This window comes from Ferdinandcohnia sp. Marseille-Q9671 (assembly GCF_976954385.1).
Genome location: NZ_CDRJTA010000001.1, coordinates 2062738 through 2082908 on the forward strand (window position 1 = coordinate 2062738; position 20171 = coordinate 2082908).

The 20171-nt window shown below is 39.2% G+C and carries 21 protein-coding genes; 10 read left to right on the forward strand and 11 right to left on the reverse strand.

Going from position 1 to position 20171, the window contains the following annotated elements; all coding sequences use genetic code 11:
- Positions 1-145: 145 nt before the first annotated feature.
- Complete coding sequence (locus ACWNMY_RS10265) at positions 146-568, forward strand: cell wall hydrolase (protein ID WP_449538130.1); 423 nt, start codon at positions 146-148, stop codon at positions 566-568.
- Between the two features lie 80 nt (positions 569-648).
- Positions 649-1128, forward strand: a complete 480-nt coding sequence (gene gerQ / locus ACWNMY_RS10270) for a spore coat protein GerQ (RefSeq protein ID WP_449538436.1) — start codon at positions 649-651, stop codon at positions 1126-1128.
- 93 nt (positions 1129-1221) lie between these two features.
- Here gerQ and ACWNMY_RS10275 read toward each other — a convergent pair whose 3' ends face one another.
- Positions 1222-1593, reverse strand: coding sequence for a DUF423 domain-containing protein (locus ACWNMY_RS10275; RefSeq protein ID WP_449538131.1), 372 nt, complete (start codon positions 1591-1593; stop codon positions 1222-1224).
- A gap of 91 nt (positions 1594-1684) precedes the next feature.
- Between ACWNMY_RS10275 and pxpB the strand changes: the two genes are divergently transcribed.
- Genes pxpB through ACWNMY_RS10290 form a run of 3 tightly spaced genes read left to right on the forward strand, consistent with a single transcriptional unit; the run spans position 1685 to position 4093 of the window.
- Complete coding sequence (gene pxpB / locus ACWNMY_RS10280) at positions 1685-2425, forward strand: 5-oxoprolinase subunit PxpB (protein WP_449538132.1); 741 nt, start codon at positions 1685-1687, stop codon at positions 2423-2425.
- On the forward strand, positions 2403-3161 hold the full coding sequence (locus ACWNMY_RS10285) for a 5-oxoprolinase subunit PxpA (RefSeq protein ID WP_449538133.1): 759 nt from the start codon (positions 2403-2405) through the stop codon (positions 3159-3161). Before pxpB ends, ACWNMY_RS10285 begins: the two co-directional genes overlap by 23 nt.
- A gap of 5 nt (positions 3162-3166) precedes the next feature.
- A complete protein-coding gene (locus tag ACWNMY_RS10290; protein WP_449538134.1) occupies positions 3167-4093 on the forward strand; it encodes a 5-oxoprolinase subunit C family protein in 927 nt (308 codons plus the stop codon).
- A 186-nt stretch (positions 4094-4279) separates the two neighbouring features.
- Here the strand turns inward: ACWNMY_RS10290 and ACWNMY_RS10295 are convergent, their stop codons facing one another.
- Positions 4280-4552: a YwdI family protein gene (locus ACWNMY_RS10295; protein ID WP_449538135.1), complete on the reverse strand. Its 273-nt coding sequence runs from the start codon at positions 4550-4552 to the stop codon at positions 4280-4282.
- A 449-nt stretch (positions 4553-5001) separates the two neighbouring features.
- Positions 5002-5280 (reverse strand): HU family DNA-binding protein, encoded by a 279-nt coding sequence (locus ACWNMY_RS10300; RefSeq protein ID WP_449538136.1) that lies wholly within the window; start codon positions 5278-5280, stop codon positions 5002-5004.
- A 290-nt stretch (positions 5281-5570) separates the two neighbouring features.
- Between ACWNMY_RS10300 and ACWNMY_RS10305 the strand changes: the two genes are divergently transcribed.
- The gene (locus ACWNMY_RS10305) at positions 5571-5849 is read left to right on the forward strand and encodes an alpha/beta-type small acid-soluble spore protein (protein ID WP_449538137.1); all 279 of its coding nucleotides are present in this window, start codon (positions 5571-5573) and stop codon (positions 5847-5849) included.
- 14 nt (positions 5850-5863) lie between these two features.
- Positions 5864-6007 carry a hypothetical protein gene (locus ACWNMY_RS10310; RefSeq protein WP_449538138.1) on the forward strand — a complete coding sequence of 48 codons (144 nt, stop codon included), beginning with the start codon at positions 5864-5866 and terminating at the stop codon, positions 6005-6007.
- Between the two features lie 57 nt (positions 6008-6064).
- On the opposite strand, the gene ACWNMY_RS10315 is transcribed toward ACWNMY_RS10310, so the two are convergent.
- The 6 genes from ACWNMY_RS10315 to ACWNMY_RS10340 form a co-directional block, all read right to left on the reverse strand.
- Complete coding sequence (locus tag ACWNMY_RS10315; protein WP_449538139.1) at positions 6065-7726, reverse strand: glycoside hydrolase family 13 protein; 1662 nt, start codon at positions 7724-7726, stop codon at positions 6065-6067.
- Positions 7727-7768: 42 nt separating this feature from the next.
- On the reverse strand, positions 7769-9457 hold the full coding sequence (locus tag ACWNMY_RS10320) for a glycoside hydrolase family 13 protein (RefSeq protein WP_449538140.1): 1689 nt from the start codon (positions 9455-9457) through the stop codon (positions 7769-7771).
- Between the two features lie 111 nt (positions 9458-9568).
- Entirely contained in the window at positions 9569-10588 is a 1020-nt protein-coding gene (locus tag ACWNMY_RS10325; protein ID WP_449538141.1) for a LacI family DNA-binding transcriptional regulator, read from the reverse strand.
- A gap of 189 nt (positions 10589-10777) precedes the next feature.
- Entirely contained in the window at positions 10778-11599 is an 822-nt protein-coding gene (locus ACWNMY_RS10330) for a carbohydrate ABC transporter permease (protein ID WP_449538142.1), read from the reverse strand.
- Positions 11599-12459: a carbohydrate ABC transporter permease gene (locus tag ACWNMY_RS10335; protein ID WP_449538143.1), complete on the reverse strand. Its 861-nt coding sequence runs from the start codon at positions 12457-12459 to the stop codon at positions 11599-11601. Before ACWNMY_RS10335 ends, ACWNMY_RS10330 begins: the two co-directional genes overlap by 1 nt.
- A 350-nt stretch (positions 12460-12809) precedes the next feature.
- Positions 12810-14117 carry an ABC transporter substrate-binding protein gene (locus ACWNMY_RS10340; protein ID WP_449538144.1) on the reverse strand — a complete coding sequence of 436 codons (1308 nt, stop codon included), beginning with the start codon at positions 14115-14117 and terminating at the stop codon, positions 12810-12812.
- A gap of 435 nt (positions 14118-14552) precedes the next feature.
- Here ACWNMY_RS10340 and ACWNMY_RS10345 point away from each other — a divergent pair, with 435 nt between their 5' ends.
- The 3 genes from ACWNMY_RS10345 (at position 14553) to ACWNMY_RS10355 (ending at position 17722) form a co-directional block, all read left to right on the forward strand.
- On the forward strand, positions 14553-15128 hold the full coding sequence (locus tag ACWNMY_RS10345; protein WP_449538145.1) for a TetR/AcrR family transcriptional regulator: 576 nt from the start codon (positions 14553-14555) through the stop codon (positions 15126-15128).
- A gap of 94 nt (positions 15129-15222) precedes the next feature.
- Complete coding sequence (locus ACWNMY_RS10350) at positions 15223-17445, forward strand: YhgE/Pip family protein (RefSeq protein WP_449538146.1); 2223 nt, start codon at positions 15223-15225, stop codon at positions 17443-17445.
- A gap of 118 nt (positions 17446-17563) precedes the next feature.
- Complete coding sequence (locus ACWNMY_RS10355; RefSeq protein ID WP_449538448.1) at positions 17564-17722, forward strand: hypothetical protein; 159 nt, start codon at positions 17564-17566, stop codon at positions 17720-17722.
- Positions 17723-17822: 100 nt separating this feature from the next.
- On the opposite strand, the gene ACWNMY_RS10360 is transcribed toward ACWNMY_RS10355, so the two are convergent.
- Complete coding sequence (locus ACWNMY_RS10360) at positions 17823-18779, reverse strand: L-threonine 3-dehydrogenase (protein WP_449538147.1); 957 nt, start codon at positions 18777-18779, stop codon at positions 17823-17825.
- Between the two features lie 35 nt (positions 18780-18814).
- Positions 18815-20005 (reverse strand): glycine C-acetyltransferase, encoded by a 1191-nt coding sequence (locus tag ACWNMY_RS10365; RefSeq protein WP_449538148.1) that lies wholly within the window; start codon positions 20003-20005, stop codon positions 18815-18817.
- Positions 20006-20171 lie beyond the last annotated feature (166 nt).

Genomic DNA, 20171 nt, shown 5'->3' on the forward strand with positions numbered 1-20171 from the left:
AGTGATGAATCCTCAAAACATATCCACCAGAAGTTCTAATCAGATATCCCAAAAAATACGCAAAAAGTAGGAACCCATTTTTCACCTTATCAATACGTTAGTAAAGAGTCTTTATCATTCTCTTTTTTGTAAGTGAGGTGAAAAAATGGCAGTCGTAGCGCACACAGAGGAAGATGTAAAACTTCTTGCAAGGCTGTTACGGGCTGAAGCAGAAGGTGAAGGTAGGCAAGGAATGCTTTTAGTAGGGAATGTTGGAGTAAATCGTGCAAGGGCTCGTTGCCTTGACTTTAAAGACATTAACACTATCCGAAAAATGGTCTTTCAAAGTCCGGGTGGGTTTGAGGCAACCCAAAAGGGCTATTTTTACCAGGCAGCACGTCCCGTTGAGATTGAACTGGCACGAAGGGTACTTAGAGGAGAACGATTTCAACCCGCGAGATTTTCTTTGTGGTTTTTTGAACCACCTGGAGAATGTCCAGCACAATGGTACAATCAGTGGAACGTCGGAAGGTTTAAAGCTCACTGTTTCTACCAGCCTACACGAGAGGATTGCCCGGATGTTTTCTAGTTTTCTATGTTTTTGATTAGCTTTAAACATATACAATCTGAGGAGGGCTTACATTGAGTAAAGATAATCAAAGAGAGGCAATGCAGAACCAAAATCCATATGCAGCTTACGGCTATAATCCACAGCAAAGCTATGGCCAATATGGAGGCTATATGGATCCAAGTCAATTTGGATATGGGTACCCATACCAACAACAAGGCCAACAAGGAGGCTTACAGGTTCCTCCTATGCCAACACAGCAATTTCCACAACAAGGTGTAGCAGATCAAGTACCAGGAATGCTTCCGATAGAAGAATCGTATATTGAAAACATACTTCGTTTGAACAAAGGGAAACTCGCTACTGTTTATATGGGCTTTGACAGTGGGTCTCAAGCTAAAGTATTTAAAGGTTTGATTGAAGCTGCTGGTCGTGACCACATTATTTTAAGCGACCCACAAACAGGTATGCGTTATCTACTTCTCATGGTCTTCTTACAATACGTAACATTTGATGAGGAGTTAGAGTATCAATATCCATTCGGAGCAGGAATGGGGATGGCAAATTACCCGCCAAGATAAGTACAAAAGCGCTGCAACTGGATGCCGACCCGCTAATCCAATCATTTACCAAACTAAGAAAAGGAGTGCTCCCGGGCACTCCTTTTTGAGTTATTAAAGATGTTTTACTGCCGCCACTATAAGTAAGACCCAGCCTACTAAAAAGGCTACTCCACCAAGCGGTGTGATGGCACCGAGGACTTTTATTCCGGTTACACTTAACACGTACAAGCTTCCCGAGAATAAAAGAATACCAATAAATAGGCTCCACCCAGCAGTAATGATGAGATTCGTTTGTGCGAGCTTGTCTGATAAGAAAGCTACGATAAATAGACCAATTGCGTGAAACATTTGATATTGAACTGCTGTATTCCAGGTTTTCAAATACTTTTCACTAATTTTCCCCTCTAATCCATGAGCTCCAAAGGCACCTAGTGCTACAGCTAAAAATGCATGAATAGCCCCTAGTATTAAAAATAGTTTCATTTTGTTCTCCTACCTTTTTCAAATTTCCTCTTTTATTTTAGCATATTCATTATAAGATAGTAGTAAGACTCTTTAAGTGAGGGTGTTTATTATGGATTTTGACATTCTTCCTGTTGGAGATATGGCTTTGCAAGTATACTATCATCTTCCAGCTTCCGACACCCTGCAAAGGCGTATCCAACAAACAACAAAACAAATTGAAAAAAAGCACATATTTGGGATTACCGAGCTCGTACCATCCTACCAATCCATCACAGTTTACTATAATCCTATTCTTACAACCTATCAGGAGCTTACTCAAATAATTACCGAAGTTTGTAAAGAAGTTCCGTTGGAAGGTATCTCTTCTTCAAGGAAAGTTATCCTCCTGCCTACCTGTTATGGTGGAGAATGGGGTGAAGATCTTGAACATGTAGCTACCAGCAACAACCTTACAACCGAAGAGGTTGTTACCATCCATAGTAGCATGGACTATCTTATCTATATGATTGGCTTTCTCCCAGGTTTTCCATATTTAAAGGGGCTTTCTAATCGGATTCATACGCCACGTCTCTCGAGTCCAAGACTTGTCGTTCCAAAAGGAGCTGTTGGAATTGGCGGGGATCAAACAGGGGTATATCCGCTAGAATCTCCAGGAGGATGGAACCTACTTGGACGAACTCCCATACCTTTATTTGACCCAGTAAAACGAAATCCATTTTTACTCAGGGCAGGGGACTACTTGAGATTTATTCCCATTTCCTCTAATGAATTTTATGAAATTGAAAATCTAGTAAAAGACAATCGATATCAAGTTGAGGTGGTAGAAGTTGAAAACAATAGATTTGAATAGCGATCTCGGAGAAAGCTTCGGTGCCTATCAAATAGGAAATGACAAGCAGGTTTTGTCACATATATCTAGCGCCAATATTGCCTGTGGTTTTCACGCAGGTGACCCACACGTAATGATACAAACCGTACAGCTTGCTAAAGCATACGGCGTAGCTATCGGTGCCCATCCAGGCTTTCAAGACCTCGTTGGGTTTGGAAGAAGAATCATGGCCGTATCTCCATCAGATGTGTACGATCTGGTTCTCTATCAAATTGGAGCACTCGCCGCTTTTTGTCAGGTGAATCATGTAACCCTATCTCATGTCAAACCTCATGGAGCCCTCTACAACATGGCTGCAGTGGATAGCACTATAGCGGACGCAATCGCTAAGGCTATTTATACCTATGACAAAACTCTTTTGTTATACGGATTATCTGGAAGCAAACTAATTGAAGCTGGAGAAAAATACGGTATCAAAACTGTTTCAGAGGTGTTTGCTGATCGTACCTATCAACCTAACGGTACACTGACACCGCGCACACAGCCTAACGCTCTGATTCAAAACAGTGACGATGCTATTAACCAAGTCCTTCAAATGATAAAAGAACAAAGTGTCCAAACTGTTACGGGAGAGATTATCCCAATAAAAGCGGATTCGATTTGCGTTCATGGTGATAGCAGCCATGCTCTCCAATTTGTAAAAGAATTACGAGACGCACTAACCAATGAAGGCATTACGATTAAGGCAATTAGGTGATAGAGATGGCAAAACCACTTTTTACAATCCTAAAAAAAGGACTCTATACAACCTTCCAAGACCTCGGACGATATGGGCATCAGCAGTTTGGAGTCGTTACAAGTGGAGCGATGGATTCGTATGCGGCACAGCTAGCAAATATCTTAGTTGGGAACCATAGGGGTGAAGTGACCCTGGAAGTAACCACGCTTGGTCCAACAATGAGGGTAGAGGCTGAAGCAATCATGATTGCGGTTTGTGGGGCAGACTTAACGTTGACTGTAAACGGAAACCCAGCACCATTATGGAAATCCTTTGTTATGAGGAAAGGGGACATCCTATCATTTGGAAAGCCTGTATCAGGCATGCGAGCGTACATAGCGGTTGCTGGTGGTTATGTAGCTGAAGAAGTACTTGGAAGTAAATCATATTATGCAAAAGCTAAGCTTGGTACGGAGATAAAAGACGGAGATATCTTATATGGGTTTGTAACAAATCCTCAAAAACGGGTAGGGCTTTCTCGTGACTTCATACCAATCTATTCAAAAGATGTCTCAATTCGAGCGATACCGGGGCCACACGAGCATTACTTTACAGAAGACTCCATGATTCAGTTTTTTTCAAGTACCTTCCGGGCGATCCAAGGTGACCGAATGGGGTACCGGATAAAGGGGACAAAACCTTTGGTACATAGCGGAAAGTCAGAAATCGCCTCAGACGCCATCCCGCTTGGAGGCATTCAAGTGCCTAGTAACGGAGAGCCTATTGTTCTGTTGGCCGACCGGCAAACGACTGGCGGCTATCCACGTATTGCGACGATAATAACCGTTGACTTTTTTAAAATTGCCCAACTGCCTCCTGGTGGAACAATTCGTTTTGAGCGTTGCACTATTGAAATAGCACATGAACTATATAAAAAAAGAGAAAAATTTCTCCACAACCTCCAAGTGTAGCGTTCTTGGGGGTTCTTTTTTGATTATGCGTACCTAGTTTTGAGGAAATGGGACACACTTTTACATACATGGGACATATAAAGAAAGAAATGGGACATACCTTTCCATTTATGGGACAAATCAAATTGGATATGGGACTCAACTCTGCAATTATCGGACACAACCATAAAAAAAGGGAGACCCCAGTTAAAAATCAAATAGAGAGTCTCCGTTTGCATCTTCTTCTTTTAATTTACTAGCATTGGTAATCGTAGCGGTTGGTAAGGCAGAGGGTGGTTGTACCGGAATTGCTTCGATCCTTCTCGGCTTTGAAGCCGTAGGGGCTTCATCCAAAACAAGGTCACATAACGTCCGGATTGCCAGAAGGCGTTCTCTGACTTTTTGTTCATTCGCTTCAGTTTTTGCTGTTTGCAGCTCTAGTTGCATTTTATCTAATATCTTAGTTACAGATATATTCACTCTATTCACTCCATATGCTTTAATTCGCCACATGTCCTTATACGCGAATGTCTCTAGTATAAGTAGTTTGCGTATGAGTTTTCGCAGGCTTCTCCTCATATTTCAAACAATGGGCACCAGAGGATCTAAATACCGTCACAGAAGGCATTGCTTGTGTTTTAAAATTAAATGCACGACAGCCTCGAGGGAACTTCGAATCCCACGTTGTATAGAAATGCTTGCATTTTATGCAATTAATTCTCGTTTGCATACCCTCACTACCTTTTTCTGATCGATACTACTATTTTTACACGAGATAGATGGGGCGTCAAACTCTCATTTTGACAATCTAGCAATACACCGTATAAAGCCTTATATTAAAGCGTTTAGCCTTTTACAAGCCCTAGGGTCAAACTACATGAAAAAACCCCTCAGATCTACTCTGAAGGGGATTTACGCAGGCTTATGTATTATTTACCAGCAACTGCGTCTTTAAGAGCTTTACCTGGTTTGAAAGCAGGTACTTTGCTAGCTGCGATTTCGATTTCTTCACCAGTTTGTGGGTTACGACCTTTACGAGCTGCACGCTCACGAACTTCGAAGTTTCCGAAACCGATTAATTGTACTTTATCTCCGCTGCTTAAAGCGTCTTGAACTGCTTCAAATACTGCGTCTACAGCTTTTGTAGCATCCTTTTTTGATAGTTCTGCACTTTCAGCAACAGCGCTGATTAATTCTGTTTTGTTCATAGTTAATTTCTCCTCTCCAATTAAGCACATATTCTTTTTACCACTTTTTTCATAGGTTCGCAAGATTTAGCTTCAAAATCATCTTAATTCACCCTATTAAACTGGTGGTATAAGCTATTACATCACTAGATTAGCCAAAAAACAAGCATTTCAAACTAAAAAATCCTTAATTTACCTAAAAAATTTTATCTACTACCAAGTTTTACCGTATATTGAATTTTTTATTCTAGTAAATGATTTTTTTTAGGGGAATAGTATAAAAAATAGCTATAAAAAGGAGAGTTAACATCATGGCTAGAAGGAAACGTCGACCATTAATCCCAGAAGCAAGAGAAGGACTAGACAAGTTAAAAGCGGATGTAATGAAAAAACAGGGGTTTAAGACGGACTCGTCCAACCCTGATGGCGTAAAATATGAGGTTGCAAAAGAATTAGGAATTCCATTAAATGACGAATATAACGGAAATCTCACTTCAAAACAGGCCGGAAAGGTAGGAGGAAATATCGGGGGCAACATGGTCAAAGAAATGATTCGAATGGCTCAAGAAAATTTAAACAAAAGACAATAAAGGAGGGGACTTCCATGACTGAAAACAAAAATCGCGTGGGGCAAGCCAACCATAGTCAATATAAAGTGGCAAAAGGCCCAAAAGCAAGAGAATCAGGCTATGAGGCAAGCTATGAGTATACAACAGGAAATGAAGTAGGAGAGAAGGATAACAAATAAGCTAACGAAATAAAATTACCCCTAAGATAGATGATCATTCAATCTTAGGGGGCTATTTTATACCAAACGATATACTCGTGCTTCATATGGTTGTAATTCTATTTTATCTAATTGATCATGAGTGCTTACACTGTAATTGGATAGTAACAGTCCTTCTTGCTTAAACTCTACCTCGGAAAGATGGCAGACTGCTTTTTCTGATGAAAGATTAGCAACCACAATCACCTTATCCGACTCCATTGTCCGTGTATAAACAAATAACTGCGGATCTTCCTCTACTAGCAGATCATACGTCCCGTAAGTGAACACCTTGTTTTCCTTTTTTAGCTCAATCATTTTCTTATAAAAATGGAGAACAGAATGTTGATCCTGCTTTTGTTTTTCAACATTGATATCTACATAATTTGGGTTAACCCCAATCCACGGGGTTCCCGTTGTAAAGCCAGCATTGGCCTCATCTGACCATTGCATCGGCGTTCTCGAATTATCACGACTGGTTGCCCAGATATTCTCCATAATGTCTTCATGCGAAATACCTTCGCTACGCTTCTCCTTATAGAGATTTTTTGTAGCAACATCGTCGTACTCGTCAATAGATTGAAATTGAACATTTGTCATACCCAATTCTTGCCCCTGGTAGATGAATGGAGTGCCTTGCATGAAAAAGTACATTGTGCCAAGAGCCGTTGCACTTTCCATCCAATACTCTTTATCATTCCCCCAAGTTGAAACCACACGAGCCTTATCATGGTTCTCAATAAACAAGGCATTCCAACCTTTGTTTTCTAGGCCTTTTTGCCATCTTGTAAATACTTTTTTAAGACCTAGCAGGTCTAGCTCATTCTTTGCTTCATCCCACAGTCCTAAATGTTCAAACTGAAATACCATATTAAATTTCCCTTGCTCCTCGCCAACCCATTCTTCGGCATCGTTAACGCTCACACCATTTGCTTCACCAACGGTCATGATGTCATATTTCGCAAAGGTTTCTTCTTTTAATTCCTGTAAGAACTCTTGGATTCCTGGCCGATTCATATGTCCATCAAAGGACGGAACATATTTTAATCCGTTTGGATTTGGCAGGTCGGGGAATCCTGGAAGCTTTTTAATATGACTTATTGCATCAACTCGGAATCCATCAATTCCTTTGTCGAGCCACCAATTAATCATGCCATATAATTCTTTGCGAACCTCTTTGTTTTCCCAATTAAGATCAGGCTGCTTTGTTGAGAAGATATGCATGTAATACTGCTTCGTTGCTTCATCATATTCCCAAGCAGGTCCACTAAAAATACTCTCCCAGTTATTCGGTGCCTTTCCATCTTTGCCGTCACACCAAATATACCAATCCCGCTTTGCGTTGTCCTTGGAGGAACGTGACTCGACAAACCATGGGTGCTCGTCACTTGTATGATTAATAACCAAATCAATAATCAATTTCATTCCGCGTTTATGCGTTTCCTTTAAAAGCTCATCAAAATCGGCCATCGTGCCAAAGTCAGCCATGATATCTTGATAATCACTTATATCATACCCGTTATCATCATTCGGAGATTTATAAACAGGGCAAATCCAAATGACATCGATCCCTAGGTCTTTCACATAATCTAATTTTGAGATAATCCCTTGTAGATCACCGATGCCATCTCCATTTGAATCCATAAAGCTTCTTGGATAAATTTGATAAGCGACAGCTTCCTTCCACCATGCTTGCTTCATTTTGTATCCTCATTTCTCTTGTTTGCTATGTCAAATCCATGGTTACGATAGAGTTAACCGATAAACCCGCGCTTCATATGGTTTTAATGTTATTTTTTCAATTGACTCATCTATATTCACATCGTAATTGCTGATAAACAATTCCTTTGAGCTATACGTAATTTCTGATGGAAGCTCAAATAATGACGTCTCTTTTGAAAAGTTTAAAACAACGAGTAGCTTTTCATTACCTAATATTCTAGTATACGAATAAATCGTAGGATGATCTGGTAAAAGGAGGTCATAGGACCCATAGACTACGATTTCATGCTGTTTTCTAAGTTCAATCAACTTCTTGTAATACTGATAAATAGATGAAGGATCATGAACCTGTTGCGCAGCATGAATTTGTTTATAATTCGGATTTACCTGTAGCCAAGGTGTTCCCGTCGTGAACCCTGCATTTTCACTGTCATCCCATTGCATAGGAGTTCTCGCATTGTCTCTTCCTTTTTTATAAATGGACTGCATGATTTGTTGAGGTTCCATGCCTGATTCTACTTTTTCCTTATACATATTCAGAGTTTCGATATCCTTGTATTCTTCGATTGAATTGAAATGAACATTCGTCATCCCAAGTTCTTCACCTTGATATATATATGGCGTCCCTTTCAACATATGCAAGAATGTTGCCAGCATCTTGGCGGATTGAAGCCAATATTCACCATCATCTCCAAAGCGTGATACCATTCTTGGTTGATCGTGATTATTCAAATACAAACTGTTCCAGCCATTATCTTCTAGTCCTTTTTGCCATTTCGTAAATGTGTTCTTCAAATCAAGCAGGCTCAACGGACGTACATCCCATTTTTCTGTCGGACCTGAATCTAAATCCATATGTTCGAACTGAAATACCATGTTAAGCTCATTTCGAGCTGCACCTGTATAAGCTTGTGCCTCATTCGTATCGACACCTGGCATTTCACCGACTGTCATAATATCGTATTTAGAAAGTACCTTCTTATTCATTTCTTGAAGAAATTCGTGGATACGTGGACCATTCATGTAGTGGTCAGCACCCGAAACGAAATTTTTCCCTTCATGAGGTTCTCCGTCTGGTAAACCTTGTGCCTTTGAAATCATGTTGATAACATCCATACGGAAGCCATCGATTCCTTTTTCAAGCCAGAAGGTCATCAGATCGTAAACCTCTTCACGCACCTTCGGATTTTCCCAATTCAAATCAGGCTGTTTTTTACTAAATAAATGTAAGTAATATTCTTCCGTCTGCTCATCGTACTGCCATGCCGACCCACTAAAAATGGATTCCCAATTATTCGGTTCCTTCCCATCTCGGGCCGGGCGCCAAATATAATAGTCACGGTATGGATTATCTTTAGATTGTCTCGATTGCTTGAACCACTCATGTTCATCTGATGAATGGTTTACAACCAAATCCATCATTAGCTTCATGCCTCTGTCATGCATTTGGTTCAGTAGCTCGTCCCAATCCGCCATTGTTCCAAATTCCTTCATGATCTGACGATAATTGCTTATATCATACCCGTTATCATCATTAGGGGACTCATAGACAGGGGAAAGCCATATGACATCAACACCGAGTTCTTTTACATAGTCTAATTTTTCTATGATACCTTTTAAATCACCGATTCCATCGCCGTTTGTATCTTTAAAGCTTCTTGGGTAAATTTGATACACAACACTTTCTTTCCACCATGTTTTGTTTTCCATTTCCCATTAACTCACTTTCTAGATGGTGTTCGATAAGTCAGATGAAATGACACAGAGTACCGCTCGGTCCTTTCAGACTTCCTCTTTGAACACGTATTTTGATAATGTCTATTATTTAATCCTTGCACTTGATTTTCGTTCAATCAGTTTTGCAGGAATCGTAATTCGTTTAGGTAATACGCTGGGGTCTTTAATTTTTTCAAGTAAACACTTTGCTCCTTCGAACCCCAGTTGAAAAATATCAATATCAACTGAAGTGAGGGGAGGCTTTGAATATTCTGCAAGTAGCACGTTGTTGAAGCTTACAATTGAAACATCCTCTGGCACCCTAATATTCATGGCTTCAAAATGACTCATTAGCTCAATCGCAATAAAATCATCTGCACAAACTAATGCTGTTGGAGGTTCAACAGATGCTAAGTAAGAGATTATCGCCTTATTGCCTTCATCCAACATGCTTTTATGAAGAATATAGTCCTCTCTAAAAGGAACTCCAGCTTCTTTCAAAGCTTGCTTATAACCCTCAAGTCGGTCAATTGTAAACACAAAGTCGAAGTTAACACCAACAAACGCAATTTTTGTATGTCCTAATTGAAGTAAGTACTCTGTAACAACCTTTGTGATGTATATATTGTCGTTATCAACATGTGTCACACGTTCCGCACCTACAAAAGGACGACCTATTACCGTAAATGGGAAATCAACTTCTGACAAATACTTTATTAGTCGATCATCTGTACGTGAATATAACAAGATCAAGCCGTCCACACGTTTCCCCTGAACCATTCCAACAACTTCCTCAAAAATTTCATCCTCTGTGCCAGCTGTCGAAAGATACAAACCATATTTATGCTCTCTCGCCTGTACACTAATACCTCTAATTACTTCTGGGAAGAAGGGGTCTTGAAGCACCTGTGAAGCTGAAAAAGGCATCACAACACCAATTGTTGCTGTACTTTTAACAGCTAGGCTTCTTGCTTGAAAATTGGGATGATACCCGAGCTTTTCCATCGCTTCTCGTACTCTTCTTTTTGTTTCCTCGCTAATTCGAGGGTTGTCCGCGATGACCCTGGAGACAGTGGAAGGTGATACATTTGCCTCTTTTGCTACATCTTTAATTGTAATAGCCATACATACCCTCCATTTAATAAAAGCGCAAGGCGCCGTCCTACCGGTGACAAGCATAAGACGAGCGCTGAGGAGAAGGTGCATTTTACCTTCCGAAGCGATTGGCTTAGACCCTAGAGCCGATGGCGCCTGGAGCTAGATATCGAATCTTATCTTTATATAAAAGGAGCAAGTCTCCTTGATTATCCAAATTTATTTAACAGATCCTTCTGCAATTCCTTTAATGATATGTTTTTGCAGGAAGAAGTAAACTAGAATCACTGGAATAATGGCAATCGTTAATCCAGCTAATGCTAGATGCCATTGCTTTGTATATTGACCAAAGAAGAAGAACATCTTCAACGGAATCGTATGCATTCCCTCTTGGTTGATAACAAGTGAAGGTAATAAGTAGTCATTCCAGATCCAAATAATATTTAGGATCGCCACTGTTACTGAGATAGGCTTCAACATTGGGAAAATAACATGCCAAAACACTTGCCAACGATTTGCACCATCAATGGTTGCCGCTTCATCTAAAGATTTTGAGATTCCTTGTAATGAACCGTGATATAAGAAGATCGATAAACTACTACCAAAGCCAAGATACATAATGATAATACCAAAACGATTTAACAGTTCCATTTTTCCAAAAAGGGAAACAAGTGGAATCATAACCGATTGGAACGGAATAAGCATCGCTGCAATAAATAGGAAGAAAATGAATCCACTAGCCTTACCTTTTCTGCGGTTCAATGCGTATGCTGCCATTGATGAAAAAATAACGATAACGGCAACACCAAGTACACTAATAAGAACGGAATTAAAGAATGTTCGAATAAAATCTAGTTCTACAAAAGCCTGAACATAGTTATCAAAGGTAAATACATCTGGAAGCTTTAACGTATCAGTAAAAATTTCTCTCTTCGTTTTAAATGAGTTTACAATCATCAAATAGAAAGGGGAGAGCCATAGTAATCCAAGTACAATGCCTAGAATTTCAAGCAAGTATAATTTTCTTTTTTTGCTTTTCATTACATTTCGACCTCCCGTTTCTTATTAATGTAAACCTGTGTTAAGGAAATAGCTGCTACGATTAAGAAGAAAATAATCGCTTTTGCTTGTCCGTACGCATAATTGTTTTCTGAGAATGCTGTTTTAAAAATTTCCATCGCTACCATTTGTGTTGAGTTATAAGGTCCTCCACCTGTTAATGACAGGTTTTGGTCATACAGCTTAAATGTGTTTGATAATGTAAGGAATAAACTTACAGTAAATGCAGGCGCAACAAGTGGAAATGTAATATTCTTAAAACGTTGGAAGCTATTTGCACCATCAATTTCAGCAGCTTCTAGTAGCTCTTGTGGAACACTTTCTAAATAAGAAATATAAATAATCATGATATAACCAGCCATTTGCCAACTCATGAGAATGACTAGTGCCCAGAAACCTGTTGTGTCCGTTGATAACCAGCCTTTGAAAGCCATAATACCAGTCAAGTCTCCGATGCTCGCAAATACCTTCATGAAGATAAATTGCCAAATGAACCCAAGAATAAGTCCGCCAATTAAATTCGGCATGAAAAAGATTGTACGTAAAATATTATTTGTCTTTAACTTTTGTGTAACGAGTAAAGCTAATGAAAGTCCAAAAAAGTTAATAAGGAAGATAGATATGACAGAGAACTTAATAGTGAACCATAATGAATCTCTGAATTCTTGATCTTGTATTAACTTCTGATAATGTTCTAGTCCTACAAACTCGGTAATCTTAATTCCATTCCAGTTTGTAAAAGAGTAATAGGTTCCAAAAATTAATGGTGTGATTACAACAACTCCAAGTGCTAACAGGGTTGGGGCTAGAAATAACCAATACCATAGATTCCGGTTTCGCATAGTATAATACCTCCAATTAATCGAAATCCCGAAACTTTCTTAATAGGGAAGGAGGCACACACTCGCCTCCGCTTTTCTATTTTGTCTAGCTCCGGCTCGTAGCGACTAGCGAGACTTCCCTCGCCCTCCGTACGATAAGCTCAACATCGGCTCGCTTTGCTCACCGTGTTTCCTTTATCTCCATAAGGAACACAGACTAAGTTCGCCACGTCCTGTGGCAACGTCTGTGTGACCTACATCGTGTAGGCCTCAGTCTGTACGTCGCTATACACTCGCCTCCGCTTTTCTTGTTATAAAACTAGAAAACAAAGCAACTTGTGTGCCTTGTTTTCTATTTTTTTATCTATCTATTATTTTCTTGTGTCTTCCCACGAAGCTTTAGATTCCTTCACAAGGTCATCCCAGCTCATTTCGCCGCTAATATATTTTTGGATATTCGTACCAAGTTGTTGCTCTCCCCAACCAGTTGGATAACCCATGAATACCCAAGGAATTGTTCTTCCTTCTGTTGAATACTCATATACTGCTTTTCCTAGTGGATCAGAAACCTTCGTAGCGTCAAATCCTTCATAAGCAGGAATAAATTTAAAGTCTTCTAATACTGTTGTTTTACCTTCTTCAGACGTATATAACCAATCTAAGAAGTCCTTAGCTGCTTTTACTTCTGCATCGTCTTTATTGCTATTTACAGCCCAGTACATTGGAATACCTACTGGAATTGAGTCTTCTTTATAGCCTTCTACCGGAATTGGTAAAATACTTACACCGTTGTTCGCAAGCTCTTCATCAATACCTGCGATAGAACCATATACCCAGTTACCTTGTTGAATCATTGCTACTCGGCCTGTTGAGAATAATTCTTCTACTTGCATTGCATAGTCTAAGCTTACAGTTGGTTGAACAGAATACTCATTTTGTAGATCTAACACTTTCTTAAATGCATCACCATATTCAAATTCTACTGAACTAGAATCAAAAGTTTCTAGTACATTACCATCAAATTCTGGAGATAAGAATGTGTTTGAAAGATGTAAACCTGTTACCCATTTTTCTTTTCCTGGTAACGCAAATACTGCATCTAAACCTAATTCATCCTTCTTGCTATCTAATGTTTTAACTGCATCTTCTAAAGCAGCTAATGTAGTAATTTCATCTGGATTAATCCCAGCTTCTTCAAATACTGCTGTATTGTAAATCAGACCATATCCTTCTTGGTTAAAAGGAAGTCCTAATACTTTGTCATCCTTAGTAACTCCGTCAAGAGTTCCTTCTAATGCAACACCAGCCGCTGCTGTATCTGAAAGATCAGCTAAACTATCGTTCCAGTCTGCTACGTCCTGTGGTCCACCAATGTTATAGATTGTTGGCTCTTCACCTGAAGCAAATTTAGAGCGAAGTGCTGCACCGTAATCTTCTCCGCCACCAACAGTTGTAATGTTAATCTTTACACCATCATTCGCTTCTTCATATTGCTTTGCTACTGCCTCAAATTGCTCTTTGAATTCTACTTTGAATTGGAAGATATCAACTGTTACTGCATCCTTTGAATCGCTTCCACTATCTTTTGAACCTTCTTCATTTGAAGAGCATCCTACTAATGCAACACTTACCAAGAATAGTAGTGCCAAAAATGCAGGAACAAGTTTCTTTGCCTTCATTTGTAAAACCCCCAATTTTCATTTTTGAAAAGATGTAATCGTGCACGTTTTAGGAAACCGTTTGCATTAAAATGGGTAATTTTGTCGAAAATACTACTTTTTACTCCGAATTAATCAAACGCTTTCAAACTGAGATGCAGAAGAAAACTCATTGATGGTAAAGGATTCTGAACTACTTGAAATATCTCTGCTAACTTTGTGCAAACGATTGCATTACTCTTACAAGATTTATATTAGCATGGGCAAAAAAAAATTACAACTAAAAAAATGTAAACGTATTTAAAATTGTAAAACAATAGATAATCCCTCCACATCTAAATCTCTGCTAGAAGAATTTTGTACTTGCAATGGTTTATTTGATATGATATATTTCTCAATGCTAATTAAATGACCAGATTTCTCATTCGGTCAAAAATAATAAATATGGGGTGGTCAATGGTGGCAATTGATAGGAGACAGTTAATTATCGAAGCTGCTACAAAATCATTCTCTTTATTCGGGTACAAGGCGACAACAATGGACCAAGTTGCGAAGCTCGCCAACGTTGGAAAGGGTACAATCTATACCTTTTTTAAAAACAAAGAGGAATTATTTGATGAAATCATTAGTACCCTGATTCGCGATATGAAAGCTGTGGCCGAAGAAGCAATGGACAAAAACAATACGTTTTTTGAAAATGCACACCGGGTACTTTTTCAATTGCTTGAATTTCGGAAGTCCCATCAATTAACGATTAAGCTTTTTCAGGAAGAAAGAGATATTGGGACACAAGCGGTTGTAGAGGTGGTACAACGCGTCGAGCAAGCCATTATTAACTATATGAGCGGCATCATTCAAGAAGCTATTGATCGCAATGAAATCAAACCCTGTAATCCTGAAATAACAGCATTTGTGATGTTAAAGCTGTATGTTTCCTTAATCTTTGACTGGGAACGAAATCATAAGCCATTAGCAAAAGAAGAAATCTCAAATCTATTTAAGCTGTACTTTTTTAATGGGTTAGAAAAATAATCATACCTTGGGTCCTCAAGTAGAGTACCCATCTTATTTGGTTTAAAATGACCAAATGAACAAAACGGTCAATTATTAGGAGGTTGAAAATAGTATGAAGGGATCTTCCTTTATAGCTGAAGTAAAACAAATTCTATCAAATCGAAAAGTTCTCATTCCAATTTTAGCTGTTGCCTTTGTTCCGGTACTTTATGCTGGAATGTTCCTTTGGGCATTCTGGGATCCATATGACCATATGGAAGACTTACCGGTAGCTATCGTAAACGAGGATGCAGGAGCTGAATTTGAAGGGGACCAATTGCAGCTTGGAAAAGAGTTAACTGATAAGCTCTCAGTTAATAACACCTTTGATTTTCACTTTGTTTCAAAGGAAGATGGATATAAGGGGCTTGAAAATAGGGATTATTATTTATTGGTTGAGATACCTAAAGATTTTTCAACGAATGCAACTACGTTGTTAGATAGCAACCCTCAAAAATTAGAACTACATTATGTACCAAATGAAAGCACAAACTTTTTATCTTCACAAATCGGAGAAACAGCGATAGAAAAAATTAAAGCAGAAATCTCTAAAAACGTCACAGCCACCTATGCGCAAACCATGTTTGATAAGGTTAAGAGTGTAGCTGATGGTCTTACTCAAGCAGGTGAGGGATCTGAACAACTTGCGGAAGGGGTTGCTCGATTACATGACGGTTCAAAAACTTTAGAAGAAAATTTAAAAGTGCTAGCTTCCAAATCAGTTGAATTTACAGAAGGTGTGGAAAAAGCGTCATCCGGTGCAAGCGATCTTGCCACTGGTACAGACCAAGTAAAAGCTGGACTTAGTGAAATGAACGAAAAACTTCCCTCTTTAATAGATGGAACCAATCAAGTTCAAGATGGGGTTACTCTAATGAAGGAAGAGCTTCCGAAGCAAATAGCTGAAAGCATATCAACTCAGCTTAACGACAGTGTTAGCAAGGTTGATCAAGGCATTGATGAGCTTGAAACAAAACTTAACACCGGCCTATCAACTCAACTTACAAATGGGATAGCAACCTCTCTTTCTGGTCAGCTTGCTGATCAAATGATTGAGTCTCAAACGCAACAAATGGGGCAACTTAAAGCTTCACTCGAAAGTAAATTAGGAAGCGAACAAGCTTCAGCTATAATCCAACAAATGTCTCAAGGACAGCCATCGAAAGAGCAGCTACAACAGCAACTTCAACAGCAATTGACAGAACAACTTGAACCTGGCATCACAGCAGGCGTTGCAAATGGATTAAATCAAGGATTCACTGAGTTCAAAACCGGACTTCACCAGCAATTCGGTGCCGCTACAGCCGGTCTAGAGGATCAATTACTATCTCAAACCAGCCCTTCCTTTAATCGCCTATCGGCTGGACTTCAAGAGATAAATGAGGGGCAAGTCAGCCTACAACAAGGAGTTAGCCAATTATATAACGGATCCATTGCACTTAACAGTGGCGCTCAGCAATTAACATCAGGAATGGGGCAATTAACAAATGGTTCTGGTCAGCTACAAGATGGGGCTGGAAAGCTTGCAGAAGGCTCGAAGGAACTAGATGAAGGTACAGTTCAACTTGTTGATGGTTCGAATGAACTTGCCGATAAACTAACAGAAGGTGCTGAGCAGGCAAACTCTGTTAAAGCTACTGACGAAACGTACGATATGATGGGAGAACCCGTTACTGTGAAAAAACAAGAAATTAACACAGTACCGAACTATGGAACTGGGTTTGCACCATACTTTATCTCCCTCGGTTTATTTGTTGGGGCTTTGCTTATGTCCATCGTATTTAAACTTAAAGAACCTGTTGTTCAACCCAAAAATGCATTCCGCTGGTTCATTAGCAAGTTTGGTGTATTAGCAATTGTCGGTATTGTTCAGGCAATCCTAGTTGATATGATTTTAATTGTAGGCCTAAAAATTGAAGTCGCAAGTACCCCATTGTTCTTTGTAACTTCCCTTATCACAAGCTTTACCTTCTTAGCCTTAATTCAAATGCTTGTGACTATGATGGGTGACCCTGGTCGTTTTATTGCGATTATCGTTCTCATTTTACAATTAACAACAAGTGCTGGAACGTTCCCACTTGAGTTAATTCCGAATGCATTACAGCCAATCAGTACAACGTTACCAATGACTTATTCAGTTCAGGCATTTAAGGCAGTTATATCAAGTGGTGACTTTTCCTATATGTGGCACAACAACGCCATACTTTTAAGTTATATGGTTGCCTTTATGATTATTACAATTGGGTATTTTGTAGCAAAAATAAAAAAACAAAACGTACAGGTTGAAATGAATTAATTAGTAGATGTGTAGCTAGGGATATCGAGTCCCTAGCTTTTCTAGTAACAGACGAATAGTAACAGGAAACTAACTAAATAATAAATGTTACTTCTATTAAAAATTGAGGAGAGATATTTTGTCACTAAGTCGTCAAGCAAAAAAGAATAATAGTTCTACTATACAAACAGATGTTGCAAGAACAGATCCACAAAAGGTTAAACAGGAAATCCAAAAGGATATAAGCCAAGGACAAGGTGCCATGACTTCCCGAGAAGCAGGCGGAATGCGTGATTGAAAAACCACTTTTTAGTGGTTTTTATTTTTCTCTATCTATATTTCCGAAAATAAAAAAGGAGTATGAATTCCTCCCAGAATTCATACTCCCCCAATTATAATCATGCCTCTTTTACAAGTTTTACACTTAATTTATCAAGCATATCCTTTGTCATTGTTTCAAGATTGTATTGTGCCTTAAAGCCCCATTCTTCCTTAGCGGCAGTAGCATCAATTGAATTTGGCCAACTTTCAGCAATTGCTTGGCGTACAGGGTCAACCTCATAGTTCATTACAAACTCAGGTATATGCTTCTTAATTTCTGCTGCGATTTGCTCTGGTGCAAAGCTCATTGCCGTCACATTGAAGGCATTTCGATGTTTTAACTTGCACTCGTCAGCCTCCATCAGATCAATTATTGCTGTAAGTGCATCAGGCATATACATCATATCCATATACGTACCTTCGGCAATATAGGATGTGTAACGTTTATTTTTAAGTGCTTCATAATAAATCTCAACCGCATAGTCCGTTGTACCACCACCGGGTGGTGTCACGTACGAAATTAATCCTGGGAAGCGTAGCCCCCTCGTATCGACACAAAACTTATGATTATAGTAATCACATAGCAATTCACCTGATACCTTATTCACACCATACATTGTCGTGGGACGTTGAATGGTATCCTGTGGTGTACCATCTTTTGGTGTAGAAGGACCAAAGGCTCCAATTGAACTTGGCGTAAAAAATTTACAACGAAGCTCACGTGCAACCTCTAATGCATTCACAAGACCACCCATATTTAGATTCCAAGCAAGCAACGGTTTTGCTTCAGCCGTTGCAGATAACAGTGCTGCTAAATGGATAAGCGTGTCTGCATCGTACTTTTTCGTGATATCAAACATAGCCTTCGCATCAGTGACATCCAACAGTTCAAACGGACCAGAATGTACAACCTCACAATCCAACTTGCGTATATCTGTAGCAATGACATTGTCTGCTCCATAAATCTCGCGCATTTTGGTTACAAGCTCTGACCCGATTTGTCCAAGAGCCCCCGTTACAACGATTTTCTCCATATCTATTCCCCCAAGTTGGTCCCATGACCATCTTATTAGATAATGTTCATTTCCTTACCTACATTTACATAAATAGCAACCGCCTGATCAAGCATTTCCTTCGTATGTGCCGCTGTAGGCATATTACGTACCCGTCCTGTTCCTTGAGGCACAGTTGGGAATACGATTGATTTTGCGTACACGCCTTCTTCATTTAGCCTTTTACTAAATTCTTGCGTTTTCACTTCTTCACCAATTATTACGGGTGTAATTGGAGTCTCACTATGACCAATATCAAAGCCACGTGCTTTTAACTCCTTTTTAAAGTAGTTTGCATTTTCCCAAAGCTTATCATGGAGCTCTGTGCTTTCCATTAGAATATCAATGGCTTTTGTAGCAGCTACCACATCTGCTGGTGGCAATGCTGTTGAGAAAAGGAATGGTCTGCTTCGTACCTTTAACCAATCAATTAGCTCCTGTTTTCCAGCGACATACCCTCCTACAACACCAATTGCTTTCGAGAGAGTACCAATTTGGAAGTCAACCTTATCTGAAAGCCCGAAATGTTTAACAGTTCCAGCACCCTTTCCTAGTACACCTGAACCGTGAGCATCATCAACATATGTAATTAGGTTGAATTCTTCAGCTATTTCAACGATTTCAGGTAACTTCGCAACATCTCCATCCATGGAGAATACGCCGTCAGTGATGACCATCACTTTTTTATATAATCCAGATTCAGTTGCTTCTTTTGCCTTCGCACGCAAGTCATCCATATCTGAGTGGTTCACACGGATAATTTTCGCTTTAGAAAGTCGGCAACCATCAATAATAGACGCATGGTTTAATTCATCAGATAGAATGGCATCATTCTTATCCATCACAGCTGAAATTGCTGCCATATTACAGTTAAATCCTGATTGATAGGCAATCGCTGCTTCTGTATGTTTAAATTCAGCAAGCTTTTCTTCTAGTTTTACGTGAAGGTCGAGTGTCCCGTTAATTGTTCGAACAGCACCCGCTCCTACTCCATATTCTTTAATTGCTTCTAGGGCAACCTCTTTTAAGCGGTTATCTGTCGCTAAGCCTAAGTAGTTGTTAGAGGATAGGTTAATCAGTTCTCTTCCATTGATTTTAATGATAGGTCCGTTTGCACCTTGAAGAGGATCAATTACATTGTAGAGACCTTTCTTCTTCAAATCCTCCAAGTTTTCATGCAAAAATGAGTCTAATACCTTCGACATCATAATCCTCCTTTGTCTATTTACAAAAAACAACTGTATTTGTCAGGAATACAAACGCACTCTTAAAAATCCTTTTATATCAACATTTATACTTCATACTTTAACATATTATTCATGAAATGTTTATACCCAGTGGACACTTTTTCTTATTATTATTATATTATTTGTT

Coding starts and splice junctions, on each gene's coding strand:
- ACWNMY_RS10330 (WP_449538142.1), bottom strand. CDS start 11,599: ATGAAAAGCAAAAAAAGAAAATTATACTTGCTTGAAATTCTAGGCATT.
- ACWNMY_RS10335 (WP_449538143.1), bottom strand. CDS start 12,459: ATGCGAAACCGGAATCTATGGTATTGGTTATTTCTAGCCCCAACCCTG.
- ACWNMY_RS10265 (WP_449538130.1), top strand. CDS start 146: ATGGCAGTCGTAGCGCACACAGAGGAAGATGTAAAACTTCTTGCAAGG.
- ACWNMY_RS10345 (WP_449538145.1), top strand. CDS start 14,553: ATGGTGGCAATTGATAGGAGACAGTTAATTATCGAAGCTGCTACAAAA.
- pxpB (WP_449538132.1), top strand. CDS start 1,685: ATGGATTTTGACATTCTTCCTGTTGGAGATATGGCTTTGCAAGTATAC.
- ACWNMY_RS10325 (WP_449538141.1), bottom strand. CDS start 10,588: ATGGCTATTACAATTAAAGATGTAGCAAAAGAGGCAAATGTATCACCT.
- ACWNMY_RS10320 (WP_449538140.1), bottom strand. CDS start 9,457: ATGGAAAACAAAACATGGTGGAAAGAAAGTGTTGTGTATCAAATTTAC.
- ACWNMY_RS10315 (WP_449538139.1), bottom strand. CDS start 7,726: ATGAAGCAAGCATGGTGGAAGGAAGCTGTCGCTTATCAAATTTATCCA.
- gerQ (WP_449538436.1), top strand. CDS start 649: ATGCAGAACCAAAATCCATATGCAGCTTACGGCTATAATCCACAGCAA.
- ACWNMY_RS10360 (WP_449538147.1), bottom strand. CDS start 18,779: ATGGAGAAAATCGTTGTAACGGGGGCTCTTGGACAAATCGGGTCAGAG.
- ACWNMY_RS10350 (WP_449538146.1), top strand. CDS start 15,223: ATGAAGGGATCTTCCTTTATAGCTGAAGTAAAACAAATTCTATCAAAT.
- ACWNMY_RS10340 (WP_449538144.1), bottom strand. CDS start 14,117: ATGAAGGCAAAGAAACTTGTTCCTGCATTTTTGGCACTACTATTCTTG.
- ACWNMY_RS10310 (WP_449538138.1), top strand. CDS start 5,864: ATGACTGAAAACAAAAATCGCGTGGGGCAAGCCAACCATAGTCAATAT.
- ACWNMY_RS10275 (WP_449538131.1), bottom strand. CDS start 1,593: ATGAAACTATTTTTAATACTAGGGGCTATTCATGCATTTTTAGCTGTA.
- ACWNMY_RS10365 (WP_449538148.1), bottom strand. CDS start 20,005: ATGATGTCGAAGGTATTAGACTCATTTTTGCATGAAAACTTGGAGGAT.
- ACWNMY_RS10300 (WP_449538136.1), bottom strand. CDS start 5,280: ATGAACAAAACAGAATTAATCAGCGCTGTTGCTGAAAGTGCAGAACTA.
- ACWNMY_RS10305 (WP_449538137.1), top strand. CDS start 5,571: ATGGCTAGAAGGAAACGTCGACCATTAATCCCAGAAGCAAGAGAAGGA.
- ACWNMY_RS10290 (WP_449538134.1), top strand. CDS start 3,167: ATGGCAAAACCACTTTTTACAATCCTAAAAAAAGGACTCTATACAACC.